We start from the raw sequence: 20157 nt of genomic DNA, 5'->3' as shown, positions 1-20157 counted from the left end.
CCCATGCCCGATCTGTCCGCGTTCCCGATCACCCAAAAATGGCCGGCGCAGTTCCCTGACTGGATTCAGCTCTACTCGTTGCCGACCCCCAACGGCGTCAAAGTCTCGATCATGCTCGAAGAGATTGGCCTGCCGTATGAGCCGCACAAGGTCGCTTTCGACGCCAACGATCAGCATTCCCCCGAGTTCCTGTCGCTGAGCCCGAACAACAAGATCCCGGCGATCCTCGACCCTCACGGCCCGCAAGGCCAGCCACTGCCGTTGTTCGAGTCCGGCGCGATCCTGATTTATCTGGCCGACAAAAGCGGCCAATTGCTCGCTCAGGAAGGCGCGTTGCGCTACGAAACCATTCAGTGGCTGATGTTCCAGATGGGCGGTATCGGCCCGATGTTTGGCCAATTGGGGTTCTTCAACAAATTCGCCGGCAAGGATTACGAAGACAAGCGCCCGCGTGATCGTTATGTCGACGAAAGCAAACGCCTGCTCAAAGTCCTCGACGGTCGCCTGGAAGGACGCGACTGGATCATGGGCGAGCGCTACACCATCGCCGACATCGCCACGTTCCCGTGGGTGCGTAACTTGATCGGCTTTTATGAGGCGGGTGATCTGGTCGGCATCCAGAACTTCCCGAATGTCACCCGTGTGCTGGAGCGCTTCCTGGCCCGCCCAGCGGTCATTCGCGGCTTGACCATTCCCTCGTAATTTTCGGACTACACACATAACCCTGTGGGAGCTGGCTTGCCAGCGATGACGCCGGCACAGTCGACATCTATGTTGACTGAACCACCGCCATCGCTGGCAAGCCAGCTCCCACAGGGATTTACAGTGTTCTGAAAGATTGTTACACCCCCAGTAACGCTCTCTTGATTGATCCAGGTTTGTACCCCAACCCCCGCAAGGCATAAGCTTCGCCCCCTACGACTTTCGTCTCATCTGCCGATTTCAGGAAAGCCCCATGTCCAGCCAGTTCCCCGAAGCACGTCCCCGCCGTCTGCGCCGCAATGCGAGCCTGCGCAGCCTGTTCCAGGAAACCGAATTCAGCCTGAACGATCTGGTCCTGCCGATCTTCGTCGAAGAAGAAATCGACGATTTCGTGCCGATCAAGAGCATGCCCGGTGTGATGCGCATTCCCGAGCGCAAACTGGCCAGCGAAATCGAGCGCTATGCCCGTGCTGGCATCAAGTCGGTGATGACCTTCGGCGTGTCGCATCATCTGGATGGCAACGGCAGCGACACCTGGCGCGAAGACGGTCTGGTTTCGCGCATGTCGCGCATCGCTAAGGACGCCGTGCCGGAAATGATCGTGATGTCTGACACCTGCTTCTGCGAATACACCGATCACGGCCACTGCGGCGTGATGCATAACCATGAAGTCGACAACGACCAGACCCTGATCAACCTCGGCAAACAAGCGGTGGCAGCAGCCAGCGCTGGCGCTGATGTGATTGCGCCCTCGGCAGCGATGGACGGTCAGGTGCGGGCGATTCGCCAGGCGCTCGACGCCGCCGGGTTCACGCAGATTCCGATCATGGCGTATTCGACCAAGTTCGCTTCGGCGCTCTATGGCCCGTTCCGCGAGGCCGGTGGCAGCGCGCTGAAAGGCGACCGCAAAAGCTATCAGATGAACCCGATGAACCGCCGCGAAGCCCTGCGCGAGTCACTGCTTGACGAACAGGAAGGTGCCGATGCGCTGATGGTCAAACCGGCCGGCGCCTACCTCGACATCATCCGCGACATTCGCGAGGCCTCGAACCTGCCGCTGTCGGCGTACCAGGTCAGCGGCGAGTACGCGATGATCAAGTTCGGCGCACAGGCTGGTGCGATTGATGAAGATCGTGTGGTGCGCGAAAGCCTCGGCGCGATCAAGCGTGCGGGTGCTGATTTGATCTTCACTTACTTTGCGATGGATCTGGCCTTGGCCGGGATCTAAAGACCAACGCACAACCCTGTGAGAGCTGGCTTGCCAGCGATAGCGTCAGCACAGTCAAAATCAATCTTGACTGATCCACCGCTATCGCTGGCAAGCCAGCTCCCACAGGTTCTTGTGGTTTCCTTGGGTCAGAGGCAGGCAAAGAACGGGCGGATCCCGTGATCGCGTAGGTAACGTTCGATCACCTTCGGATCTGCACTGTTATCCGCAATCGCCACATAGGTATCCGGGCGCAGCAGGTAGAAACCGTTACGCCCCAACCCCGCCGTTTCAAACGCCGGGCGCCAATCGAACACGTGCAGCGGCAAATGATGTTCGTGGCACCAGGCGATCATTTCGTCGCTGGTGTCGCCGTACACATGCACCTGCCAGCACGGCTGGCGCAGCGGTTCGTAGTTATCCCCCTCACCATCATGCGCCCACGTCAAGCGGTCGCCGCCGTGCACGTGGCCGGCTGTGCCCTGGCTGAGCGGCATGCCGCGATAGTTGAGGGTAACTTGCGAGACCGTGCGAAAGAGAAATTCGCGGCTGGCTTCGAACGAGGCCATTTTCGGGATCAGAAATGGCGCCACGCGCATGCGCAGCAGATCAGCCATGCGTCCCTCGGCGGTGACGAAGCTGAAGACTTTATCGGTGGTCGAAACCAGTCGACGGGCGAAGGCAATGCGCTCGGTTTCATAGCTGTCGAGCAGGTTTGATTCTGCGCCGCCGCTGAGTACCGCGGCGAGTTTCCACGCCAGATTGATCGCATCGCCGATCCCCGTGTTCATCCCTTGTCCGCCGGCCGGGCTGTGCACATGGGCGGCATCGCCGAGCAGAAAGGTGCGACCACTGCGAAAGTGCTCGGCCACGCGATGATGCACGCGGTAGGTCGAAAACCAGTGCACGTCTTCGATGTGCACTTTCAGGTGTTCGATGGCGCGGCTGCTGACGTCGGAAAATTCCAGAGTTTCGGCGCGATCCGCGCGCTCGTCACGCACTGTGCCGATCAACCGCGCGCGGCCGTCGCCGGCCAGCGGAAACACGGCGAGAAAGTCCGCTTCATCCAGATCCAGATGCAACTCGCCGTTCATCGCCGGGCCGCTGGCCTTGACGTCGGCGACGTAGAAAATCTGCTGATAGGTGCCACCGGGAAACCCGGCGTCGAGGGTTTTGCGCACCACTGAGCGGGCGCCATCGCACCCTGCGAGGTAGCAGGCCTGACAGATTTCCTGCTCGCCATCGGCCAGGCGCAAATGCGCGGTGAGACCGTCGCCGCTTTCTTCGAAACTTTCCAGCGTGGTGTTGCGTTCAACCGTCACGCCATAGTCTTCGAGGCGCTCGATCAGCAGCCGTTCGTGCTGATCCTGCGGGAAAATTTCGACGAATGCGTAAGGCGTGAGGCCTTCGCCGATGCGGTTGAGCGGCAACTGCGCGACCGGTTTGCCATTGACCCAGAAATTCGCCGCTGCGACCCGATGGCCGTTGCGTACCACGGTGTCGGCCAGATCGAGTTGCCGATACAACTCAAGGGTGCGCGCCTGCACTGCCAGCGCCCGTGAGGTGGTGCCGGGCGCGGCGGTTTTATCGATGATGCGCGCGCGCACGCCGAGTTTGCTCAGCCACAGGGCCAACACCAGTCCGGTCGGGCCGGCGCCGATGATCAATACGTCGCTGCGGTGCATGGGCCTGTCCTCCGTTTGCTGTGCAGCAAGTATGGATCAGAAGGCGAGGGTGGCCAGTGGATCGGCCAGACGGAAAAAGGCCCCACAGCGGTGAGGCTGTGGGGCCTTTTTTCGGGTGTTCAGCAGGAGATTTTGGTGACAGTGAAATTTACCCCCTCACCCCAGCTCTCTCCCCCAGGGGGGCGAGGGGGAAAGGGAGCCGATTTGGGTGCCTTTCAAAAGCTGAGTACGACTCGATGGCACACGTCGGCGTAACTCGAAAGAACACCGCAATCAGTCCCCTCTCCTTTGAAAGGCGAGGGGGAAAGGGAGCCGATTTGTGTGCTTTTCAAAACCTGAGTTCGACTCGATGGTACACGTCGGCGTAACTCGAAAGAACACCGCAATCAGTCCCCTCTCCTTTGAAAGGTGAGGGGGAAAGGGAGCCGATTTGTGTGCTTTTCAAAACCTGAGTTCGACTCGATATTTCAAGTCGGTGTAACTTGCAAGAACACCTCGGTCAGTCCCCTCTCCCTTTGGGAGAGGGTTAGGGTGAGGGGCTTTTCAGCCTTAGAAATCAATAGTCCCGGACAACTTCGCAACCCGCGGCTCACCCTGAGTCAGATAACCGCCCTGAGCCGATTCCCAATACTTCTTGTTCGCCAGGTTTTCCACGCCCAGACGCACGGTCACGTCCTTCTCCGAGACCTTGAACGCATAACGCGCACCCGCATCGAAACGGTTCCAGGTCGGCAGGCTCAGGTTGTTCGCCGCATCGGCGTATTGGCCACCGGTGCGCAGCATCCGCGCATTCAGCGCTACGCCTTGCAGGCCCGGTACATCCCAATCGGCGCCGGCGTTGAACTGGAAGGTCGGCACGCCGATGGCGTGGTTGCCGTCGTTGGCGCCGTTGAGGGTATTCTTCAGTTCGGTGTCCATCAACGTCAGGCCGCTGATCAGGCGCAGGCCCTGGATCGGCTCGCCGAAGACGTTCATTTCCACGCCTTTGTTGACCTGCTCGCCTTCACGCACGTAGGTGCAGGTGGTGGCGCTGTCGATTTCGCAGTAACCATCGCTCGGCTGTTCGATGCGATAGACACCCAGGCTCGCGCCGTAAGTGCCCATGTCGACTTTCACCCCGGCCTCGGTTTGCTTGGAGCGGGCCGGTGCGTAAACCTCGTTGCCGTTGGTCACGCGGAAACCGCCGGAACTGGTCGGCGAGGTTGGGCCTTTCGCCAGACCCTCGATGTGGTTGGCGTAGAACGACACGTGTTCCCACGGTTTGAACACGATGCCGTAGACCGGCGTGGTGATCGATTCGTCATAGCTCGAAGAACGCGGGCCGCTGCCGTAGCTGGCGTAGCTGTAACCTTGCACGACCAGTTGCTGGCGACGCAGACCGGCGGTGATCAGCAGGCGATCATCGAAGAAACCGAGGGTGTCGGAAATCGCCACGCTGCGGTTGAAGGTCTTGCCGACGATGCCCGGATCGCTGTTGTCGCCACCGGCGAAGTTGCCGACCGGCGATGGTGTCTCCACCGGGTGGTAGATGTTGTTGGCGTATTTGGTCAGGTCAAAATCGTAGGCACTGCGCTGCTCAGCCCAGATGCCGGTCAGGCCGAAGTTCAGCTTGTGGCTGACCGGGCCGGTATTGAACTTGCCATTGAGGCCCGCCATGACGCTGGTGTTGTCCTCATCGTGAGGAATGAACGAGCCAGTGGTGAACGACGCGCCGTTGTTGCCGACCAGTGTGGTCGAGTTGTAGCGACCGACTTCACGGGTGTGCTTGGCGCCGCCAGCGGCGTAGGCAGTCCAGTTGTCGTTCAAATCGTACTCGGCGCGGAGCATGCCGAAGGTGTCTTCGATGTCGGTGTAGCCCCACTTCGGCGCATAGTTGGTATCAGCCGATGGCGCATCCGGAATGTGCGTGGCGGTGCCGAGGTTGACCGAGTTGCGGCCACCGTTGACGCGTTCTTTCTGATAGGCGAAGTCGCCGGAAACACGCAGAGCGTCACCGCGATAATCGAGGCCGATGGAGAACAGTTTCGAGCGCTGGTTCTCGTGATCGATGGCGGTATCGCCTTCGCGCTGGGACAGGTTGACCCGCGCACCGAAACGGTTGTCTTCGCCGAAACGCTGGCCGATGTCGAAGTGCTGACCGACGCGGCCTTCGCTGTTGATGTCGGTGGTGAAGCGGCGCAGCGGCTCGTCGCCAGCGCGTTTTGGCTGCAGGTTGACGCCGCCACCGATGCCCGAGCCGGTCGGGGTCACGCCGTTGATGAAGGCGTTCGGGCCTTTGAACACTTCCACGCGCTCCAGGGCGTCGGTGGAAATGATCTGCCGTGGCAGCACGCCGTAGAGGCCGTTATAGGAAATGTCATCGCCGGTCAGCGGCAGACCACGGATCATGAAGATCTGCGCCTGGTTGGAGAAACCGGACGCCTGACGCACCGACGAATCGTTGAGCAGCACGTCGGCGACGTCTTCGGCCTGCTGGTCCTGGATCAGTTGTTCGGTGTAGGACGCGGCGCTGAACGGCACGTCCATCATGTCCTGATTACCCAGCACGCCGAGCTGGCCGCCACGGGCGACCTGGCCACCCGAGTAAACCGGGGGCAGGGCGTTAGGCGTCGGGGCCTGGGCATTGACGTTGACGTCGTCCAGCACCAGCGCCTTGGTATCGCCGTCGGCGGCGTGGGCGGTGACAGTCAGGGAGCACAGCAGGGCGATAAGCGTCGGGCGAAACGGGACGGCGAGTCGAGCTGAAGCGGGCATTTGGGGACCTGGAGGCGCGCGGCCGGTTGGAAAAAGTAAGGGCGGCGCGGAACTCCTTGCGCAAATGCGACTCCAGTTGCAAATGATAGATTTTCTCAGTAACGTTTTGCAATCAGTTTGTCATCACTCTCTCAAAACACACATCACCTGTAGGAGCTGCCGCAGGCTGCGATCTTTTGATCTTGCTTTCTAAAATCAAAAGATCGCCGCCTGCGGCAGCTCCTACACGGATTGTGTATGGTGGTTTGGGCTTAACGGACTGGATAAAGCTTCATGCACAACTTTCAATTACCGATCACCATCGCCGCACTGCTGGTGCTCGCCGGTTGCGCGGGCCAGCGCAGCAATGAACCGGTACCGCGTCCGCCTGCCGAAGTGAAGGCAGAAATCATCCGGTTGATGCCGGCGAAAACCGCCGACCGCCAAGGCTGGGCCACCGATATCTACGCCGCATTTGCCGCGCAGGACATCAGCCCGACCACGCAAAACCTCTGCTCGGTACTGGCTGTCGCCGAACAGGAATCCACCTTCCAGGCCGACCCCACCGTGCCCGGCCTGGGCAAAATCGCCCGCGACGAAATCGACCGTCGCGCCGCCAAAGTGCACATCCCCAGCCTGTTGGTCAGTGGTGCCTTGCAAGTGCGCTCCACCACCGGCAAGACCTACAGCGAACGCCTGAATGCCGCGCGCAGCGAGAAAGAGTTGAGCGCGATCTTCGATGATTTTATCGGCAGGGTGCCGATGGGTCGCACCTTGTTCGGCGGCTTCAACCCGGTGCACACAGGCGGGCCGATGCAGGTCAGCATCGAGTTTGCCGAACAGCACGCCAAGGATTATCCGTACCCGGTGGACGGCACGATCCGCCGCGAAGTGTTCAGTCGGCGTGGTGGCATGTATTTCGGTATCGCGCACTTGCTTGGCTATCCGGTGAGTTATCGCGAGCCGCTGTATCGCTTCGCCGACTTCAACGCCGGTTGGTACGCCAGCCGCAATGCGGCGTTCCAGAATGCCGTCAGCCGCGCCTCGGGCATCCCGCTAGCGCTTGATGGCGACCTGATCCGCTACGACTCGATCATGCCCGGCGGCACCGAACTGGCAGTGCGTACCCTCGGCAAGTCGCTGGGCATGCGCAACCCGACGATTCGCGATCAACTGGAGAAGGGCAAAACCCTGGAATTCGAGGAGACCAAGCTCTATCAACGAGTGTTTGAATTGGCGGAGAAAGCCGAGGGCAAAACCCTGCCGCGTGCGGTGTTGCCGGGGATCGTTTTGCAGAGCCCGAAGATCACTCGCAAGCTCACCACCGCATGGTTCGCCAAGCGTGTGGACGAGCGCTACAAACGCTGCATGGCCAAGGCCGGTTGACGCTTGCTCACAGCACTTTGACCGCGCGGCCGATCGCCTGAATCGGCCCGGTCGGTTTGCCGCTCGGCGAGCCGTTGGCACCCTCTAGCGTCAGTTCGAACAACTGGTTCGGTTGCAGCGGCGGCAGTTTATCCAACGGCACCGACAGCGCCTGCCCAGGCTTGACCAGACCCAGCGACACCGGGCCTTGCCAGCCGTCAGCCTTGGTCCAGAACTCCAGCGCCTTGTCTGCCGGCACCTCGACCACGCCCAGCGGAATCAACTGAATCTCCCGCGAATTGCTGGCCTGGATCACCCAGCCCGGCGCCTTGTCCTGCGGCGCGACCAGCACCACCAGATAACTCGGCTTCGGCGTGGTCTGGGTCAGCAGGATCGAGCCCAGTATCAAGGTCGCGGCCAACCCGGCAGCACTCAGCCCGCGCCAGAGTGGCAGCAGGTTCCACCATGAGGTCGACACCGTTTCAGGTGTGAGTCGTTCGACGCTGCGTTCGATGCGTGGCCACAGCAGCGCCGATGGCTGTTGCGCGGGCGCCAGATCGCTCAGCTCGAGCAGACGCCGCTCCCAGGCATCCACCGCTGCGCGCAGTTCTGGATCATTGGGTAAGCGCCGTTGCACCTCGATTCGCTGCTCGGCAGGCAGTGTGCCGAGCACGTATTCGCCGGCCAGTTCATCGCGTTCCTGCGCCGATTCAGTGGTCATCCCATGCACTCCCGCAAGGCGTTGAGGCTGCGTTTGATCCACGCTTTGACGGTGCCCAGCGGCGTGTCGAGGCGTGCGGCAATCTGCGCGTGGCTGTAGCCGTCGACGTAGGCGTGGAGGATGCAGTGGCGGCGTTGCGGCTCCAGTTGTTCGAGGCAACGATGAATGCGCGCCGAATGCGCGTGGGCGTCGAGCTCGTCAGTGTCGCCGGCCGTTTCGTGTTCATCGCCGAGCGACGTCTCACGACTCTGATCACGCAGCAGATTCAGCGCCAGATGCCGCGTCACCGTGAACATCCAGCCGCGCGCCGAACCCCGCGCCGGATCGAAACCCGCCGCGCCGTTCCAGATCTTGATAAACGCCTCATGAACAATGTCCTCCGCCAGTGCCGTATCGCGCACCAGCCGCTTGGCCACGCCGAGCAGACGCGGGCCTTCCTGCACATACAAATCGCGCAGGGCCGAGCGCTCGCCACGGGCACAGGCGGCGAGGCGGGCTTCGTAATCGAAATCGGATTCGGGTAAGGACATGTCCTGCAATCTAGCTCACATTCCCCAAACATCCACACTACCCAATTCCCGTTGTAGGAGTGAGCCTGCTCGCGATAGCGGTGTGTCAGTCAAGAAATATGCCGGCTGACACTCCGCTATCGCGAGCAGGCTCACTCCTACAGGGGGTTAGGATAAGTCTTAGGGATCAGTTCGCTGCCCAGAAAATGTAATCGGCCTGGTACTTCACCACTTCCTGCTTGCCCTTGTTCGCGGCGGTGCATTCACTGCCCGGCGCGACGCCGCCCTTGAGCGCGACGCGCTGGATGTAGCTGACGCCCGTCATCGCGCCTTTGCCCTCGGCGGGATTGGCCTTGACCAGTTGATAGGGCAGGTTGCCCGGCGTCGACGGTGCCACCGCCAGTTGCGTACCGGTGACTTTCGAACCGTCCTTGGCCTGCCAGGTGGCCGGCGGGCCGAAGTAGGTGCCGACCTGTTTGCCGCTGCGGTCATTGAGCACCGCTTTCGGGCCGACGAAGGTCCACTCGGTCTGCCCCGGCGTATTGGCTTTGTCGCGGCATTCGTAAGTGATCTCGCCGACGCCGGTGGTTTCCATCGCGATCTTGTGGCCATCCGGGACTTTGATCGCGTCGGGATAGTTGCTTTGGGCGAAGGTTGTCGACGACAGGGCGAGCAAACCGGTGAAGCCAATCAGCTGGGTGATGTTCATCAGTATGTTTCTCCAAAAAGGGTAAACCGCTGACAGCCGAAGAGGGCTGTTACAAGGACTACCCGTGGTGGAGGCGTTTGGATGCAGTGCCTGAAAAATAAATTTCAATGACCCACCCCAATCCCTTGTAGGAGTGAGCCTGCTCGCGATGGCGGTGGGTCAGTCAAAACTTATGTCACCGGGATACCGCTATCGCGAGCAGGCTCACTCCTACAGGGGGGGGCGTTGGGCTTTAGGCCGGAGGCGTTCAGGAGTTCCTGGGTGTAGGGGTGTTTGGGCGCGGCAAAAATCTCCCGCGACGAACCCTGCTCCACCACCTTGCCATCCTTGATCACCATCAAGTCATGCGCCAACGCATGCACCACCGCCAGATCATGGCTGATGAACAGATACGTCAGCCCATGCTTGATCTGCAATTGCCGCAACAACTCCACCACCTGTTTCTGCACCGTGCGATCCAGCGCCGAGGTCGGTTCATCGAGCAAAATCAGCGCCGGTTCCAGCACCAGTGCGCGAGCGATGGAAATGCGCTGGCGCTGGCCACCGGAAAACTCGTGGGGATAACGATGGCGGCTCTGCGGGTCGAGGCCGACTTCCTCCAGCACGCGAATCACCGCCGCCTCCCGTTCGGCCTCGGTGCCGATGCCATGGGTCAGCAAGCCTTCGGCAATGATCTGCTGCACCGACATCCGTGGGCTGAGGCTGCCGAACGGGTCCTGGAACACCACCTGAATCTGCCGGCGCAACGGCCGCATCAAGCGCTGATTGAGCAGGCTCAACTGCTTGTTGCCGAAACGGATATTGCCCTCGGACTCGACCAGCCGCAGGATCGCCTGGCCCAACGTCGACTTGCCCGAGCCGGACTCACCGACAATCCCCAAGGTCTTGCCGCGTTGCAGGGTGAAACTGACGCCGTCCACGGCTTTGATGTAATCCTGCTGGCGGCTGAACAGCGCTTTCGGTAAGGGAAACCACACCTTCAAATCATCGACTTCGAGCAGGTTGTGCTCGTACTCACTGGGCACTGGCGCACCGCTCGGTTCGGCCTCGATCAGCAGGCGGCTGTAAGGATGCTGCGGCGCCCGAAACAGCGCTTCGCATTCCGCCTGTTCGACGATTTCGCCGTGGCGCATCACGCACACCCGTTGCGCGATACGCCGCACCAGGTTGAGGTCGTGGCTGATCAACAATAGCGACATGCCGAGGCGCTGCTGCAACTCGATCAGCAACTCGAGAATCTTCTGCTGCACCGTCACATCCAGCGCCGTGGTCGGCTCGTCGGCGATCAACAGTTCCGGCTCGTTGGCCAGCGCCATGGCGATCATCACCCGCTGCCGTTGACCGCCGGAGAGCTGATGCGGATAGGCTTTCAAGCGCTGCAAAGGTTGGCGAATGCCGACCAGCTCCAGCAGCTCCAACGTCCGCTCGCGGGCGGCGCGGCCCTTGAGACCCTTGTGAATCTCCAGCACTTCACTGACCTGCTTTTCCACCGTGTGCAAAGGGTTCAGCGAAGTCATCGGCTCCTGAAAAATCATCGCAATGCGGTTGCCACGCAAACCGCGCATCTGCTGCTCGCTGGCGTGCAATAGATCCACGCCGTTGTAGCGGATCGAGCCACTGCTGCTGATGCTTTTGCCCGGCAGCAAACGCAGTATCGAATGCGCCGTGACCGACTTGCCCGAGCCGGACTCACCGACCAGCGCCAGGCATTCGCCACGACCAATATCGAGGTTCAAACCGTGCACCACTTCCTGCCCGGCGAAGGCCACGCGCAGATCGCGAATTTCAATCAGGTTGTCGTTCATCTCAGCTCCTTGGCTCAAGATCGTGGATCGAATGCATCACGGCAGGCTTCACCGATGAAAACCAACAACGACAGAATCAGCGCCAAGGCAAAAAAAGCCGTCAGCCCCAGCCACGGCGCTTGCAGATTGCGCTTGGCCTGACCGATCAATTCGCCCAGCGACGCGGTGCCCGCCGGCATGCCGAAACCGAGAAAATCCAGCGCAGTCAGGGTGGCGATGGCGCCGGTCAGAATGAACGGCAGGTAGGTGAGGGTGGAAGTCATCGCATTGGGCAGGATGTGCCGGCACATCAGCTCGTTGTCGGTCAGGCCCAGTGCCCGCGCGGCTTTGACGTATTCCAGATTGCGCCCACGCAGGAACTCGGCACGCACCACATCGACCAGTGCCAGCCAGGAAAACAGCGCCATGATCCCCAACAGCCACCAGAAACTCGGCGAGACAAACCCGGACAAAATGATCAGCAGGTACAGCACCGGCAACCCCGACCAGATCTCCAGCACGCGCTGCCCGAGCAAGTCGACCCAACCGCCGTAATAACCCTGCAATGCCCCGGCAACGATGCCGATAAACGCACTGATGCCGGTAAGGATCAGCGCAAACAGAATCGAAATCCGCGTGCCGAAAATCACCCGCGCCAACACGTCGCGCGCCTGATCATCGGTGCCCAGCCAATTGCTTGAGGACGGTGGGCTCGGCGCTGGTTCGCTGAGGTCGTAATTGACCGTGTCGTAGCTGAACGGAATCGGCGGAAACAGCATCCAGCCGCCCTGATCCTCGATCAGCTTGTGCACGTAGCCGCTGGCGTAATCCGGTTGAAACGGCAGCTCACCACCGAAGTCGGTTTCCAGGTAATCACTGAGGATCGGGAAGTAGAAAGCGTCGTGATAACGGACCACCAGCGGCTTGTCGTTGGCGATCAACTCGCCGCCAAGGCAAATCAGGCACAGACCGAAAAACAGCCACAACGACCAGCGCCCGCGCCGATTGGCTTTGAATTGCGCAACGCGGCGCTGACCGAGAGGAGACAGAGTGAACATCAGGCAGTCCTCGCCGAGAAGTCGATGCGCGGGTCGAGCAGGGTGTAGCAGAGGTCGCCGATAAGCTTGATCAACAGCCCGAACAGGGTGAACAGGAACAGCGCGCCGAACACCACCGGATAGTCGCGCGACACTGCCGCCTCGTAACTCATGCGCCCGAGGCCGTCGAGGTTGAAGATGGTTTCGATCAGTAAGGAGCCGGCGAAAAACACCTCGATCAGTGCCGACGGCACACCCGCCACCACCAACAACATGGCGTTGCGAAACACATGGCCGTAGAGCACGCGGCGCTCGGTCAGGCCCTTGGCCCGCGCGGTGATCACGTACTGGCGGCTGATCTCGTTGAGGAAGCTGTTTTTCGTCAGGATCGTCAGCGTGGCGAAGCCGCCGATCACCAGCGCCGTCACTGGCAACACCAAATGCCAGAGATAGTCGCCGACCTTGCCCAAGGTGCTGAGGCTGTCGAAGTTGTCCGAGACCAGCCCCTGCACCGGAAACCAGTTGACGTAGCTGCCGCCGGCAAACACCACGATCAACAGAATCGCGAAGAGGAACGCTGGCATCGCGTAACCGATGATGATCGCCGTGCTGCTCCAGACATCAAACGCGCTGCCGTTCTTGATCGCTTTGCGAATGCCCAGCGGAATGGAAATCAGGTAAGTGATCAGCGTCGCCCACAAGCCCAGCGACAGCGACACCGGCAACTTCTGCACGATCAGGTCGGTGACCTTGGCGCCGCGAAAGAAACTGCTGCCCAGATCCAGCTGCGCATAGTTTTTCAGCATCAGCCACAGGCGTTCATGCAGCGGTTTGTCGAAGCCGTAGTGGTGTTTGATTTCCTCGATCAGCGCCGGGTCGAGACCCCGGCTGCTGCGCCCGGCACCGCCAATTGCGGCGACCTCGCCACCGCCGCCCATGCTGTGTCCGCTGAAGCCTTGCAGACGGGCGATAGCTTGCTCGACCGGACCACCCGGCGCGGCCTGCACGATGAGAAAATTCACCACCAGAATGCACAGCAGCGTGGGGATGATCAGCAGCAAGCGTCGACTCAGATAACGCAACATGTCACTGGCCCCCCGCAAGCTGGCTGTGCATCTGCTGGCTGGTCAGCGCCTTGGCCGATACCTCCCACCAAGTGCTGAGGCCTTCGTCGTACGCCGGTTGCACGGGGGGTATGCCGAAGCGGTTCTGGTACACCGTCGGCGTGCCTTTGGAGTAATAGTTGGGAATCATGTAGTAACCCCATTGCAGCACCCGGTCGAGGGCGCGGGCGTAATGCACCATGGCTTCGCGGGTGTTGGCCTGAACCAGCCCGTCGATCAATTGATCGACCGCCGGATTGGCCAGCGCCATCGAATTGGAACTGCCGACTTGCGTGGCACTTTGCGAGGCATACAGGCTGTACAGCTCGCGGCCGGGGGAGACGATCGGGTCGCCGCTGCGCGGGAAAGTGGCGACGATCATGTCGTAGTCACGGGCGTTGAGGCGGTTGATGTATTGCGCCGAGTCGATCCGCCGCAGGTTGAGGATGATGCCGATCTGCGCGAGGGTGCGTTTGAACGGCAACAGCATGCGGTCGAAGCCGCCTTGGCCGTCGAGAAAAGTGAACTCCAGCGGCTCACCGGCAGCGTTGACCAGACGATTGTGGTGCGGCGTCCAGCCAGCCTCGGCGAGCAGCTTCAGCGCTTGCAGTTGCTTGTCGCGGATGTAGCCGCTGCCATCGGTTTTCGGCGCCTCATACACCTTGGTGAAAACTTCGTCGGGGATCTGCCCACGCAGCGGTTCGAGGATCTTCAATTCCTCGGCATCAGGCAGCGCGGTGGCGGCCATTTCGCTCTTTGGCCAGAAGCTGTTCTGACGCACGTAGAAGCCGCGCATCATCTGCTTGTTGGTCCACTCGAAATCCCACAAGAGGCTGATCGCCTGGCGCACGCGGCGATCCTGAAAGATCGGGTTCTGCAGGTTGAAGACGAAACCTTGGGCGGTGGTGGGTTTTTCCGGCGCCAGAATCGATTGCTGCAAACGTCCATCACGCAGTGCCGGGCTGTCGTAGCCGACCACGTAACCGGACGAAGAAAACTCGCGGTTGTAGTCGAACGCACCGGCCTGCAGCAGTTGACGGGCGACGTCGGTGTCACCGTAGAAATTCACCGTGAGCGTGTCGAAGTTGTACATCCCGCGGCTCACCGGCAGGTCCTTGCCCCACCATTCCGGATCGCGTTGAAAACTGATGCTGCGCCCGGCGTCGACCTTGCTCACCCGGTACGGGCCGCTGCCCAGCGGTGGCTCGAAACCGCCGCCATTGGCGAAGTCGCGGGTTTGCCACCAGTGCTCGGGGACGATGCGCATCGTCGCCAGATCCAGCGCCAGGGTGCGGTTGAGGTTGTTCTTGAAGGTGAAACGCACCTGCCGTGGGCCTTCGATTTGCACGTCCTGGACGTCGGCGTATTGCTGGCGATAACTCAGACTGCCCTTGGTCATCAGCAGGTTGAAGGTGTAGCGCACGTCTTCGGCGGTGATCGGCGTGCCGTCGGCGAAGCGTGCTTTCGGATTGAGGGTGAAACGCACCCACAAGCCTTGCGGGTCGCGCTCGATCTGCTGCGCGACCAGCGCGTAAACGGTGTACGGCTCGTCAAGCGAGCGGAACGCCAGCGGCGAGTACACCCAGTCATTGACCTGCACCACGGAGATGCCCTGATCGGCATACGGGCTGATGTAGTTGTACTGGCCGATTTCCATCGACGCGCGACTCAGCGAACCGCCCTTGGGCGCTTTGGGATCAACGAAATCAAAGTGCTGAAAGTTCGCCGGATACTTCGGCGCCTCGCCGTACACCGTCAGCGCATAACTGCCGCCGGCCAACGCCGAGGTGCCGGTGCACAGCAGCGCACTGCCCAGAAGCAGGCCCGCCATGTTGCGCAAAAAACTCATGAAATCACTCCCAAAAATCCCTGAATGGTCACGGAACCCTTGTGGGAGCTGGCTTGCCAGCGATAGCGTCGTGTCAGTCGATATCTACTTCACTGACACACCGCCATCGCTGGCAAGCCAGCTCCCACAGGGTTTTGCGGTGCTCGTTCTTTAGAAGTGGTACGTCATGCGCGCAAACAAAGTACGGCCCAGCGGGTCGGTGTAACGCGGGTCATAGCCGCTCTGGAAGTTGTAGGCCTGGTTGGAGAACGGTGGGTTGCGGTCGAACATGTTTTTCATCCCGGCATCGACATCCAGCACCTTGTTGAAGGTGTAGCCGGCCGACAGGTCCCACACCGAATACGACGCCACGCGCGCGTGGGTATCGCGGTCGTAGTCGTTGTAGCCGGTGGTGAAGCGGGTGGTCAGCGCCGCCCGCGCCGCGCCGAAGGTCCAGCTGCCGGTGAGGTTGTGTTTCCAGCGCGCGATCACGCCGTCACCCTGGAAGTCGCCGACCTTGTCGGTGAACGGGCCTTTGATGGTGCTCTGGAAGTCGTATTCGTCGACGTAAGTGCCTTGCAGCCCCAGACCGAACTGACCGTACGGTGTGTTCGGGAAGCGATAGTCGAGCGATACGTCGACACCGTTGGTTTCGACGATGCCGAGGTTGGCGTTGCCGGTGACGATGTAGTTGAGCGTGCCGTCGGCGTTGCGCACGAAGCGGTCCGGGTAGGAACCGGACTGATCAAACACGGTGGATTCCGGGAACGGCTGGATCTGGTTGGAGATGTGAATCCACCAGAAATCCAGACCCACCGAGAGGTTGTTGATCGGCTGATAGACGAAGCCCAGCGTTACGTTTCGTGCCTTCTCCGGGGCCAGATCTTCGTTGCCGCCAATCTGATTGAGGAACTGCTGACCGCAATCGCGGCCACCGTTGCCGCCCGGTTGCACCACGCCGCCGGTACACAGCACCGGGTCGTTGTAGTAGCCCTGGGTGAAGGTGATGCTGCGCGGCGAATACAACTCATACAGCGACGGCGCACGGAAACCTTCGCTGTACGCACCACGCACCACCAGCTCTTTCAATGGCTGATAACGGAACGAGTATTTCGGGTTGGTGGTGCTGCCGAAGTCGCTGTATTTGTCGTGGCGCACGGCGGCGGACAGTTCGAGGCTGTCGAGTACCGGTACGTTGATTTCCGCGTAGGCGGCTTTCACGCTGCGGTCGCCCTCGACGCTGCCGGCCGGGTCGATACCGAGGCTCTGGATGTCACCGGCGAACGACTCGAAATCCTGGTGGAATTTCTCTTTGCGGTATTCACCGCCCAAGGCCAGGCCGGACGGGCCTGCACCGAACCAGTCGCCAATTTCACGGCTGATGCGCCCGTCAAAACCGGCGACCCGGCCGACGGCGGTGGTGTAGGCACCGTGGTACGCCGCGTTGTCGATATACTGCTGACCGGCAGCGGACTGCGGACCGAACGGGTTGAGCAAACCGCTGGCCAGACCATTGATCATCGCTTGATCGCTGACATAACCGCTGGTAACGCTGGAGACGATTTTGTTCTGGTTGTACGAAGCGCCGACGTTGTAGTCCCAGCCGCCAACCAGACCATCGAAACTCAGCAGAAAGCGCTGGCTGGTGTTTTGGTCTTTCGATTCGCGCGGGCCGGCGGCGGTTTCGCGCCAGTTCACATCGACCGGTTGGGTCGGGTCGAGGGTGAAATCGGTCGGCGCTGGAGTGATGCCGTTGCCAGGGTAGTAGGGCGACGAGCCGTCGAGAGTCAGACCGGTCAACGGCGCCGGGCCGACAGCGGTGGCGTTGTTGTTGCGCGACCAGAAGTATTCGAGATTGACGTTGTGGTCGTCGGCGAGTTTGCCGGTGGTCTTGCCGAAGAACGAAGTCTTCTCGGTTTGCGGAATCAGGTCGATGTATTCGCGGGTGCTGAAGCGGCACAAGCCGTCGCGCGCGACCAGGTTCGGCCCGTTGCAATTGCTGTTGGCCAGCGGGTTGGTGGCGTTGCCGTTCTGGCTGTAGTTGCCGGGGAATGCAGTGCCGGAGGTCTGATCGAGGCCGCGACCGGGATCGTAGTCACGGGCGAAGGAGCGGTCGTTGGCGTCGAGGTTTTGCTGCTTGTTGTAGTTGAACACGCCGAGGACGTTGAAGCGGTCTTCTTGCAGATCGCCGTAGCCCCAACTGGCGCTCATGTCTTTGGTTGCACCGCCACCGCTGTGGGTCGGGGTTTCGCCGCCGAGGGTCAGTTGGCCGTCGGTCATGGATTTCTTGGTGATGAAGTTGATCACGCCGCCGATGGCGTCGGTGCCGTACAAGGCCGAGGCGCCGTCGCGCAGGACTTCCACCCGTTCGATGGCGGCAAACGGGATCATGTTCAGATCCACCGCACCGCCGGCCGAGTTGGTGCCCGACAAGGCGTTGTTGGCCAAGCGTCGACCGTTGAGCAAGACCAGCGTCTTGTTCGCGCCGATGCCGCGCATGTCGGCGAACGAGGCGCCGCCCGTCGCCGCGCCGACCGAGCCGGCACTGTTGTTGATCGACTGGCTGCCGGTGATGCGCTGGACCAGTTCGGCGGTGGTGGTCACGCCCTGTTTGCGCAGCTCGTCAGCCTTGAGAATGGTGATCGGCACCGCTGTTTCCGCGTCGACCCGGCGAATCGCCGAACCCGTCACTTCGACCCGTTGCAGTTGTGTGGTCGGCGCAACCACTGCCGCCGCAGCGGGCACGGCCGCGCTGTCTTCTTCGGCGGCTTGCACGGTCCCGGCGCCCATCCCCATGGCCACCAGATACAACGGAACAAAACGGTGACGAGAAATCGTTGCCACCAAGGGTTTGAGCGTGAAGCGTGGAGTGTTCATCAGCATGGTTGTTTCCGACTTTATCAGACGTTATCGAATTGGCCTTGTGAGCCCCTCATTGCTCCGCTTTCGGTGATACCGCGTGCGGAAAACCACTTTCTTCAAGCAAGCCGATCCCCTCCGAAGACGCGTGGCGTTTTTTCGGTCGGCTGGTTGCGACAGGATTCAGCGGGCGGTGGCGGGCGCGTCTTTCACTGCGCGCCCGGCACCGCACTCAGTGGGTGGTCATCACCGAAATCTTGGTGATGCCCGAGCGTTCGATCGACGCCATGGCTTTCGCCACCTGGCCGTAATTGACGGCGGAATCGGCCTGCAACTGCACGCGCACTTCGGCGTCCTTGGCCTTGACCTCCTTGAGGCTGGCTTCGAGGGATTCCGGGGCCAGTTCGGTTTTCGCCAGATAGAACTTGCCGTCCTGATCGACGCTGACCACCACCGGGTCTTTTTTCTCGGCGGGGGCGACGGCGTCGGTTTTCGGCAGGTTGACTTTGATCGCGTTGGTCATCAGCGGCGCGGTGACGATGAACACCACCAGCAGCACGAGCATCACGTCGACCAATGGCGTGACGTTCATTTCGCTGAGCACTTCATCACTGTCCTGAGTAGAAAAAGACATCAGCTGGCCTCCCGCACGGCGGTGGTGGTTTTGCTGGCGATGGCCTGACGGCTGATGGAAAACGCACTGCGCGAGGCGAGGGCGTCGAAGTCGTGGGCGAAGTCATCCATGTCGGCCGAAGCAAGTTTCAAACGACGCAGGAAAAAGTTGTAAATCAGCACCGCCGGCACCGCGACAGCGATACCGACGCCAGTGGCGATCAGTGCGTGACCGATCGGCCCGGCGACCGCTTCAAGGCTGGCAGAACCGGTTTCGCCGATGCTTTTCAGCGCTTCCATGATTCCCCACACGGTGCCGAACAGACCAATGAACGGTGCGGTGCTGCCGATACTGGCGAGGATCGCCTGACCGTTTTCCAGCGAACGGCGTTCCTTCTGGATCTGCTGGCGCAGGTTGCGCTCCAGGCGATCCGAACGGTTGATGGTGTGCGCCAGTTGTTGCGTGGTGCGCGGCGAATCTTCCACCAGCAGCGCCTCGAAACCACTGCTGGCGATGCGCGCCAGTGCGCCCGGATACTGGCTGGCGTGTTCGGCGGCGGTGAGCAGATCCGGCGCGCCCCAGAAGGCTTTGCTGAACTGTTTGTTCTGCGCTTTCTGGCGCAGGTACTGCGCCGACTTGACCAGCAGGATCGCCCAGCTGACCACGGAAAACAGCACCAGACCCCAGAGCACGCCGGGGACAATCATCGAAGACAAATCGTTCATGGTGATACCTCGCTTGCGTTATTCGGTTGTGCGTTGATTGAGCGTTCGTTATTGCGGCAATTTGAAATCGATGGTCTGCGTGGCGAAGCCGTCGATCGGCGTGTCACCGCGTTTGGCCGGAATAAACTTCCAGTTCTTCACGGCGGCGACGGCGGCGTCATCCAGTTGCGGCTTGCCGCTGGATTTGGTCACCGTCACCGAACCTGCGCGACCGTTGGCCAGCACCTGAATGCGCAACACCACGCTGCCTTCCCAGTTGCGCCGCAGGGCCAGCGACGGGTATTCCGGCGGCGGGTTGCCGAGGCTGGCGAGGCCGGAAACGGCGGCCGATTCCTTGACCGGGCCCGGCGCGGCTGCAGGCGCTGGCGGCGCGCTCGGAGTGGCCGGTGCAGCGGGTGCAGCCGGTTGCGCCGGCGCGGGTGGGGCTTTCGGCGGCTCGACCTTTTTCAGCGGTTTCGGCTTTTCGACTGGTTTCGGTTTTTCGATCGGCTTGGGTTTCTCCACCGGTTTCGGTGGTGGCTTGACCGCGTCTTCGTCTTCCACCGGTTGCTCCGGTTGGGGGGGCGGGGGTGGGGGT

General features: G+C 61.2%; 16 protein-coding genes. 3 read left to right on the top strand and 13 right to left on the bottom strand.

Annotated features, from left to right (window positions below; all coding sequences use genetic code 11):
* Positions 1 to 3: 3 nt before the first annotated feature.
* Positions 4 to 702, top strand: coding sequence for a glutathione binding-like protein (locus AK821_RS03985; RefSeq protein ID WP_064388268.1), 699 nt, complete (start codon positions 4 to 6; stop codon positions 700 to 702).
* Between the two features lie 253 nt (positions 703 to 955).
* Positions 956 to 1930, top strand: coding sequence for a porphobilinogen synthase (hemB, locus tag AK821_RS03980; RefSeq protein ID WP_064388265.1), 975 nt, complete (start codon positions 956 to 958; stop codon positions 1928 to 1930).
* A gap of 128 nt (positions 1931 to 2058) precedes the next feature.
* Here hemB and AK821_RS03975 read toward each other — a convergent pair whose 3' ends face one another.
* Together AK821_RS03975 and AK821_RS03970 are read right to left on the bottom strand one after the other, a co-directional pair.
* Positions 2059 to 3594, bottom strand: coding sequence for an FAD-dependent monooxygenase (locus AK821_RS03975; RefSeq protein ID WP_064388261.1), 1536 nt, complete (start codon positions 3592 to 3594; stop codon positions 2059 to 2061).
* Positions 3595 to 4143: 549 nt separating this feature from the next.
* The gene (locus AK821_RS03970; RefSeq protein ID WP_064388259.1) at positions 4144 to 6348 is read right to left on the bottom strand and encodes a TonB-dependent receptor; all 2205 of its coding nucleotides are present in this window, start codon (positions 6346 to 6348) and stop codon (positions 4144 to 4146) included.
* A gap of 273 nt (positions 6349 to 6621) precedes the next feature.
* Here AK821_RS03970 and AK821_RS03965 point away from each other — a divergent pair, with 273 nt between their 5' ends.
* Positions 6622 to 7713: a DUF1615 domain-containing protein gene (locus tag AK821_RS03965; RefSeq protein WP_064388257.1), complete on the top strand. Its 1092-nt coding sequence runs from the start codon at positions 6622 to 6624 to the stop codon at positions 7711 to 7713.
* Between the two features lie 7 nt (positions 7714 to 7720).
* Here AK821_RS03965 and AK821_RS03960 read toward each other — a convergent pair whose 3' ends face one another.
* The 11 genes from AK821_RS03960 to AK821_RS03910 form a co-directional block, all read right to left on the bottom strand.
* Positions 7721 to 8413 carry an anti-sigma factor gene (locus AK821_RS03960; protein WP_064388255.1) on the bottom strand — a complete coding sequence of 231 codons (693 nt, stop codon included), beginning with the start codon at positions 8411 to 8413 and terminating at the stop codon, positions 7721 to 7723.
* Positions 8410 to 8943 (bottom strand): sigma-70 family RNA polymerase sigma factor, encoded by a 534-nt coding sequence (locus AK821_RS03955; protein WP_064388253.1) that lies wholly within the window; start codon positions 8941 to 8943, stop codon positions 8410 to 8412. Before AK821_RS03955 ends, AK821_RS03960 begins: the two co-directional genes overlap by 4 nt.
* A gap of 166 nt (positions 8944 to 9109) precedes the next feature.
* A complete protein-coding gene (locus tag AK821_RS03950) occupies positions 9110 to 9631 on the bottom strand; it encodes a DUF3455 domain-containing protein (RefSeq protein ID WP_064388252.1) in 522 nt (173 codons plus the stop codon).
* Positions 9632 to 9801: 170 nt separating this feature from the next.
* Complete coding sequence (locus AK821_RS03945) at positions 9802 to 11436, bottom strand: ABC transporter ATP-binding protein (protein ID WP_064388250.1); 1635 nt, start codon at positions 11434 to 11436, stop codon at positions 9802 to 9804.
* A 14-nt stretch (positions 11437 to 11450) separates the two neighbouring features.
* Positions 11451 to 12473: an ABC transporter permease gene (locus AK821_RS03940; protein ID WP_064388247.1), complete on the bottom strand. Its 1023-nt coding sequence runs from the start codon at positions 12471 to 12473 to the stop codon at positions 11451 to 11453.
* Positions 12473 to 13537 (bottom strand): microcin C ABC transporter permease YejB, encoded by a 1065-nt coding sequence (locus tag AK821_RS03935; RefSeq protein ID WP_064388245.1) that lies wholly within the window; start codon positions 13535 to 13537, stop codon positions 12473 to 12475. Before AK821_RS03935 ends, AK821_RS03940 begins: the two co-directional genes overlap by 1 nt.
* A gap of 1 nt (position 13538) precedes the next feature.
* Entirely contained in the window at positions 13539 to 15404 is a 1866-nt protein-coding gene (locus tag AK821_RS03930) for an extracellular solute-binding protein (protein WP_064388243.1), read from the bottom strand.
* Positions 15405 to 15554: 150 nt separating this feature from the next.
* The gene (locus AK821_RS03925; protein ID WP_064388240.1) at positions 15555 to 18266 is read right to left on the bottom strand and encodes a TonB-dependent receptor; all 2712 of its coding nucleotides are present in this window, start codon (positions 18264 to 18266) and stop codon (positions 15555 to 15557) included.
* Positions 18267 to 18474: 208 nt separating this feature from the next.
* Positions 18475 to 18876 (bottom strand): ExbD/TolR family protein, encoded by a 402-nt coding sequence (locus AK821_RS03920; RefSeq protein ID WP_007918272.1) that lies wholly within the window; start codon positions 18874 to 18876, stop codon positions 18475 to 18477.
* Positions 18876 to 19562, bottom strand: coding sequence for a MotA/TolQ/ExbB proton channel family protein (locus tag AK821_RS03915; protein ID WP_401164783.1), 687 nt, complete (start codon positions 19560 to 19562; stop codon positions 18876 to 18878). The genes AK821_RS03920 and AK821_RS03915 overlap by 1 nt, the downstream gene beginning before the upstream one ends.
* Before the next feature lie 66 nt (positions 19563 to 19628).
* A partial coding sequence (locus AK821_RS03910) for an energy transducer TonB (RefSeq protein ID WP_152974140.1) occupies positions 19629 to 20157 on the bottom strand: 529 nt, incomplete at its 5' end.

The organism is Pseudomonas sp. RIT-PI-r (assembly GCF_001297015.1).
Classification (GTDB): Bacteria; Pseudomonadota; Gammaproteobacteria; order Pseudomonadales; family Pseudomonadaceae; genus Aquipseudomonas.
Note: the sequence above shows the minus strand (reverse complement) of the source record. Positions and strands in the feature narration are given on the sequence as shown.

Bases quoted from the DNA above. Each gene is read 5' to 3' on its own strand.
- hemB (WP_064388265.1), top strand. From the start codon at position 956: ATGTCCAGCCAGTTCCCCGAAGCACGTCCCCGCCGTCTGCGCCGCAAT.
- AK821_RS03915 (WP_401164783.1), bottom strand. From the start codon at position 19,562: ATGATTGTCCCCGGCGTGCTCTGGGGTCTGGTGCTGTTTTCCGTGGTC.
- AK821_RS03920 (WP_007918272.1), bottom strand. From the start codon at position 18,876: ATGTCTTTTTCTACTCAGGACAGTGATGAAGTGCTCAGCGAAATGAAC.
- AK821_RS03960 (WP_064388255.1), bottom strand. From the start codon at position 8,413: ATGACCACTGAATCGGCGCAGGAACGCGATGAACTGGCCGGCGAATAC.
- AK821_RS03945 (WP_064388250.1), bottom strand. From the start codon at position 11,436: ATGAACGACAACCTGATTGAAATTCGCGATCTGCGCGTGGCCTTCGCC.
- AK821_RS03950 (WP_064388252.1), bottom strand. From the start codon at position 9,631: ATGAACATCACCCAGCTGATTGGCTTCACCGGTTTGCTCGCCCTGTCG.
- AK821_RS03970 (WP_064388259.1), bottom strand. From the start codon at position 6,348: ATGCCCGCTTCAGCTCGACTCGCCGTCCCGTTTCGCCCGACGCTTATC.
- AK821_RS03925 (WP_064388240.1), bottom strand. From the start codon at position 18,266: ATGCTGATGAACACTCCACGCTTCACGCTCAAACCCTTGGTGGCAACG.
- AK821_RS03975 (WP_064388261.1), bottom strand. From the start codon at position 3,594: ATGCACCGCAGCGACGTATTGATCATCGGCGCCGGCCCGACCGGACTG.
- AK821_RS03965 (WP_064388257.1), top strand. From the start codon at position 6,622: ATGCACAACTTTCAATTACCGATCACCATCGCCGCACTGCTGGTGCTC.
- AK821_RS03940 (WP_064388247.1), bottom strand. From the start codon at position 12,473: ATGTTCACTCTGTCTCCTCTCGGTCAGCGCCGCGTTGCGCAATTCAAA.
- AK821_RS03935 (WP_064388245.1), bottom strand. From the start codon at position 13,537: ATGTTGCGTTATCTGAGTCGACGCTTGCTGCTGATCATCCCCACGCTG.
- AK821_RS03930 (WP_064388243.1), bottom strand. From the start codon at position 15,404: ATGAGTTTTTTGCGCAACATGGCGGGCCTGCTTCTGGGCAGTGCGCTG.
- AK821_RS03955 (WP_064388253.1), bottom strand. From the start codon at position 8,943: ATGTCCTTACCCGAATCCGATTTCGATTACGAAGCCCGCCTCGCCGCC.
- AK821_RS03985 (WP_064388268.1), top strand. From the start codon at position 4: ATGCCCGATCTGTCCGCGTTCCCGATCACCCAAAAATGGCCGGCGCAG.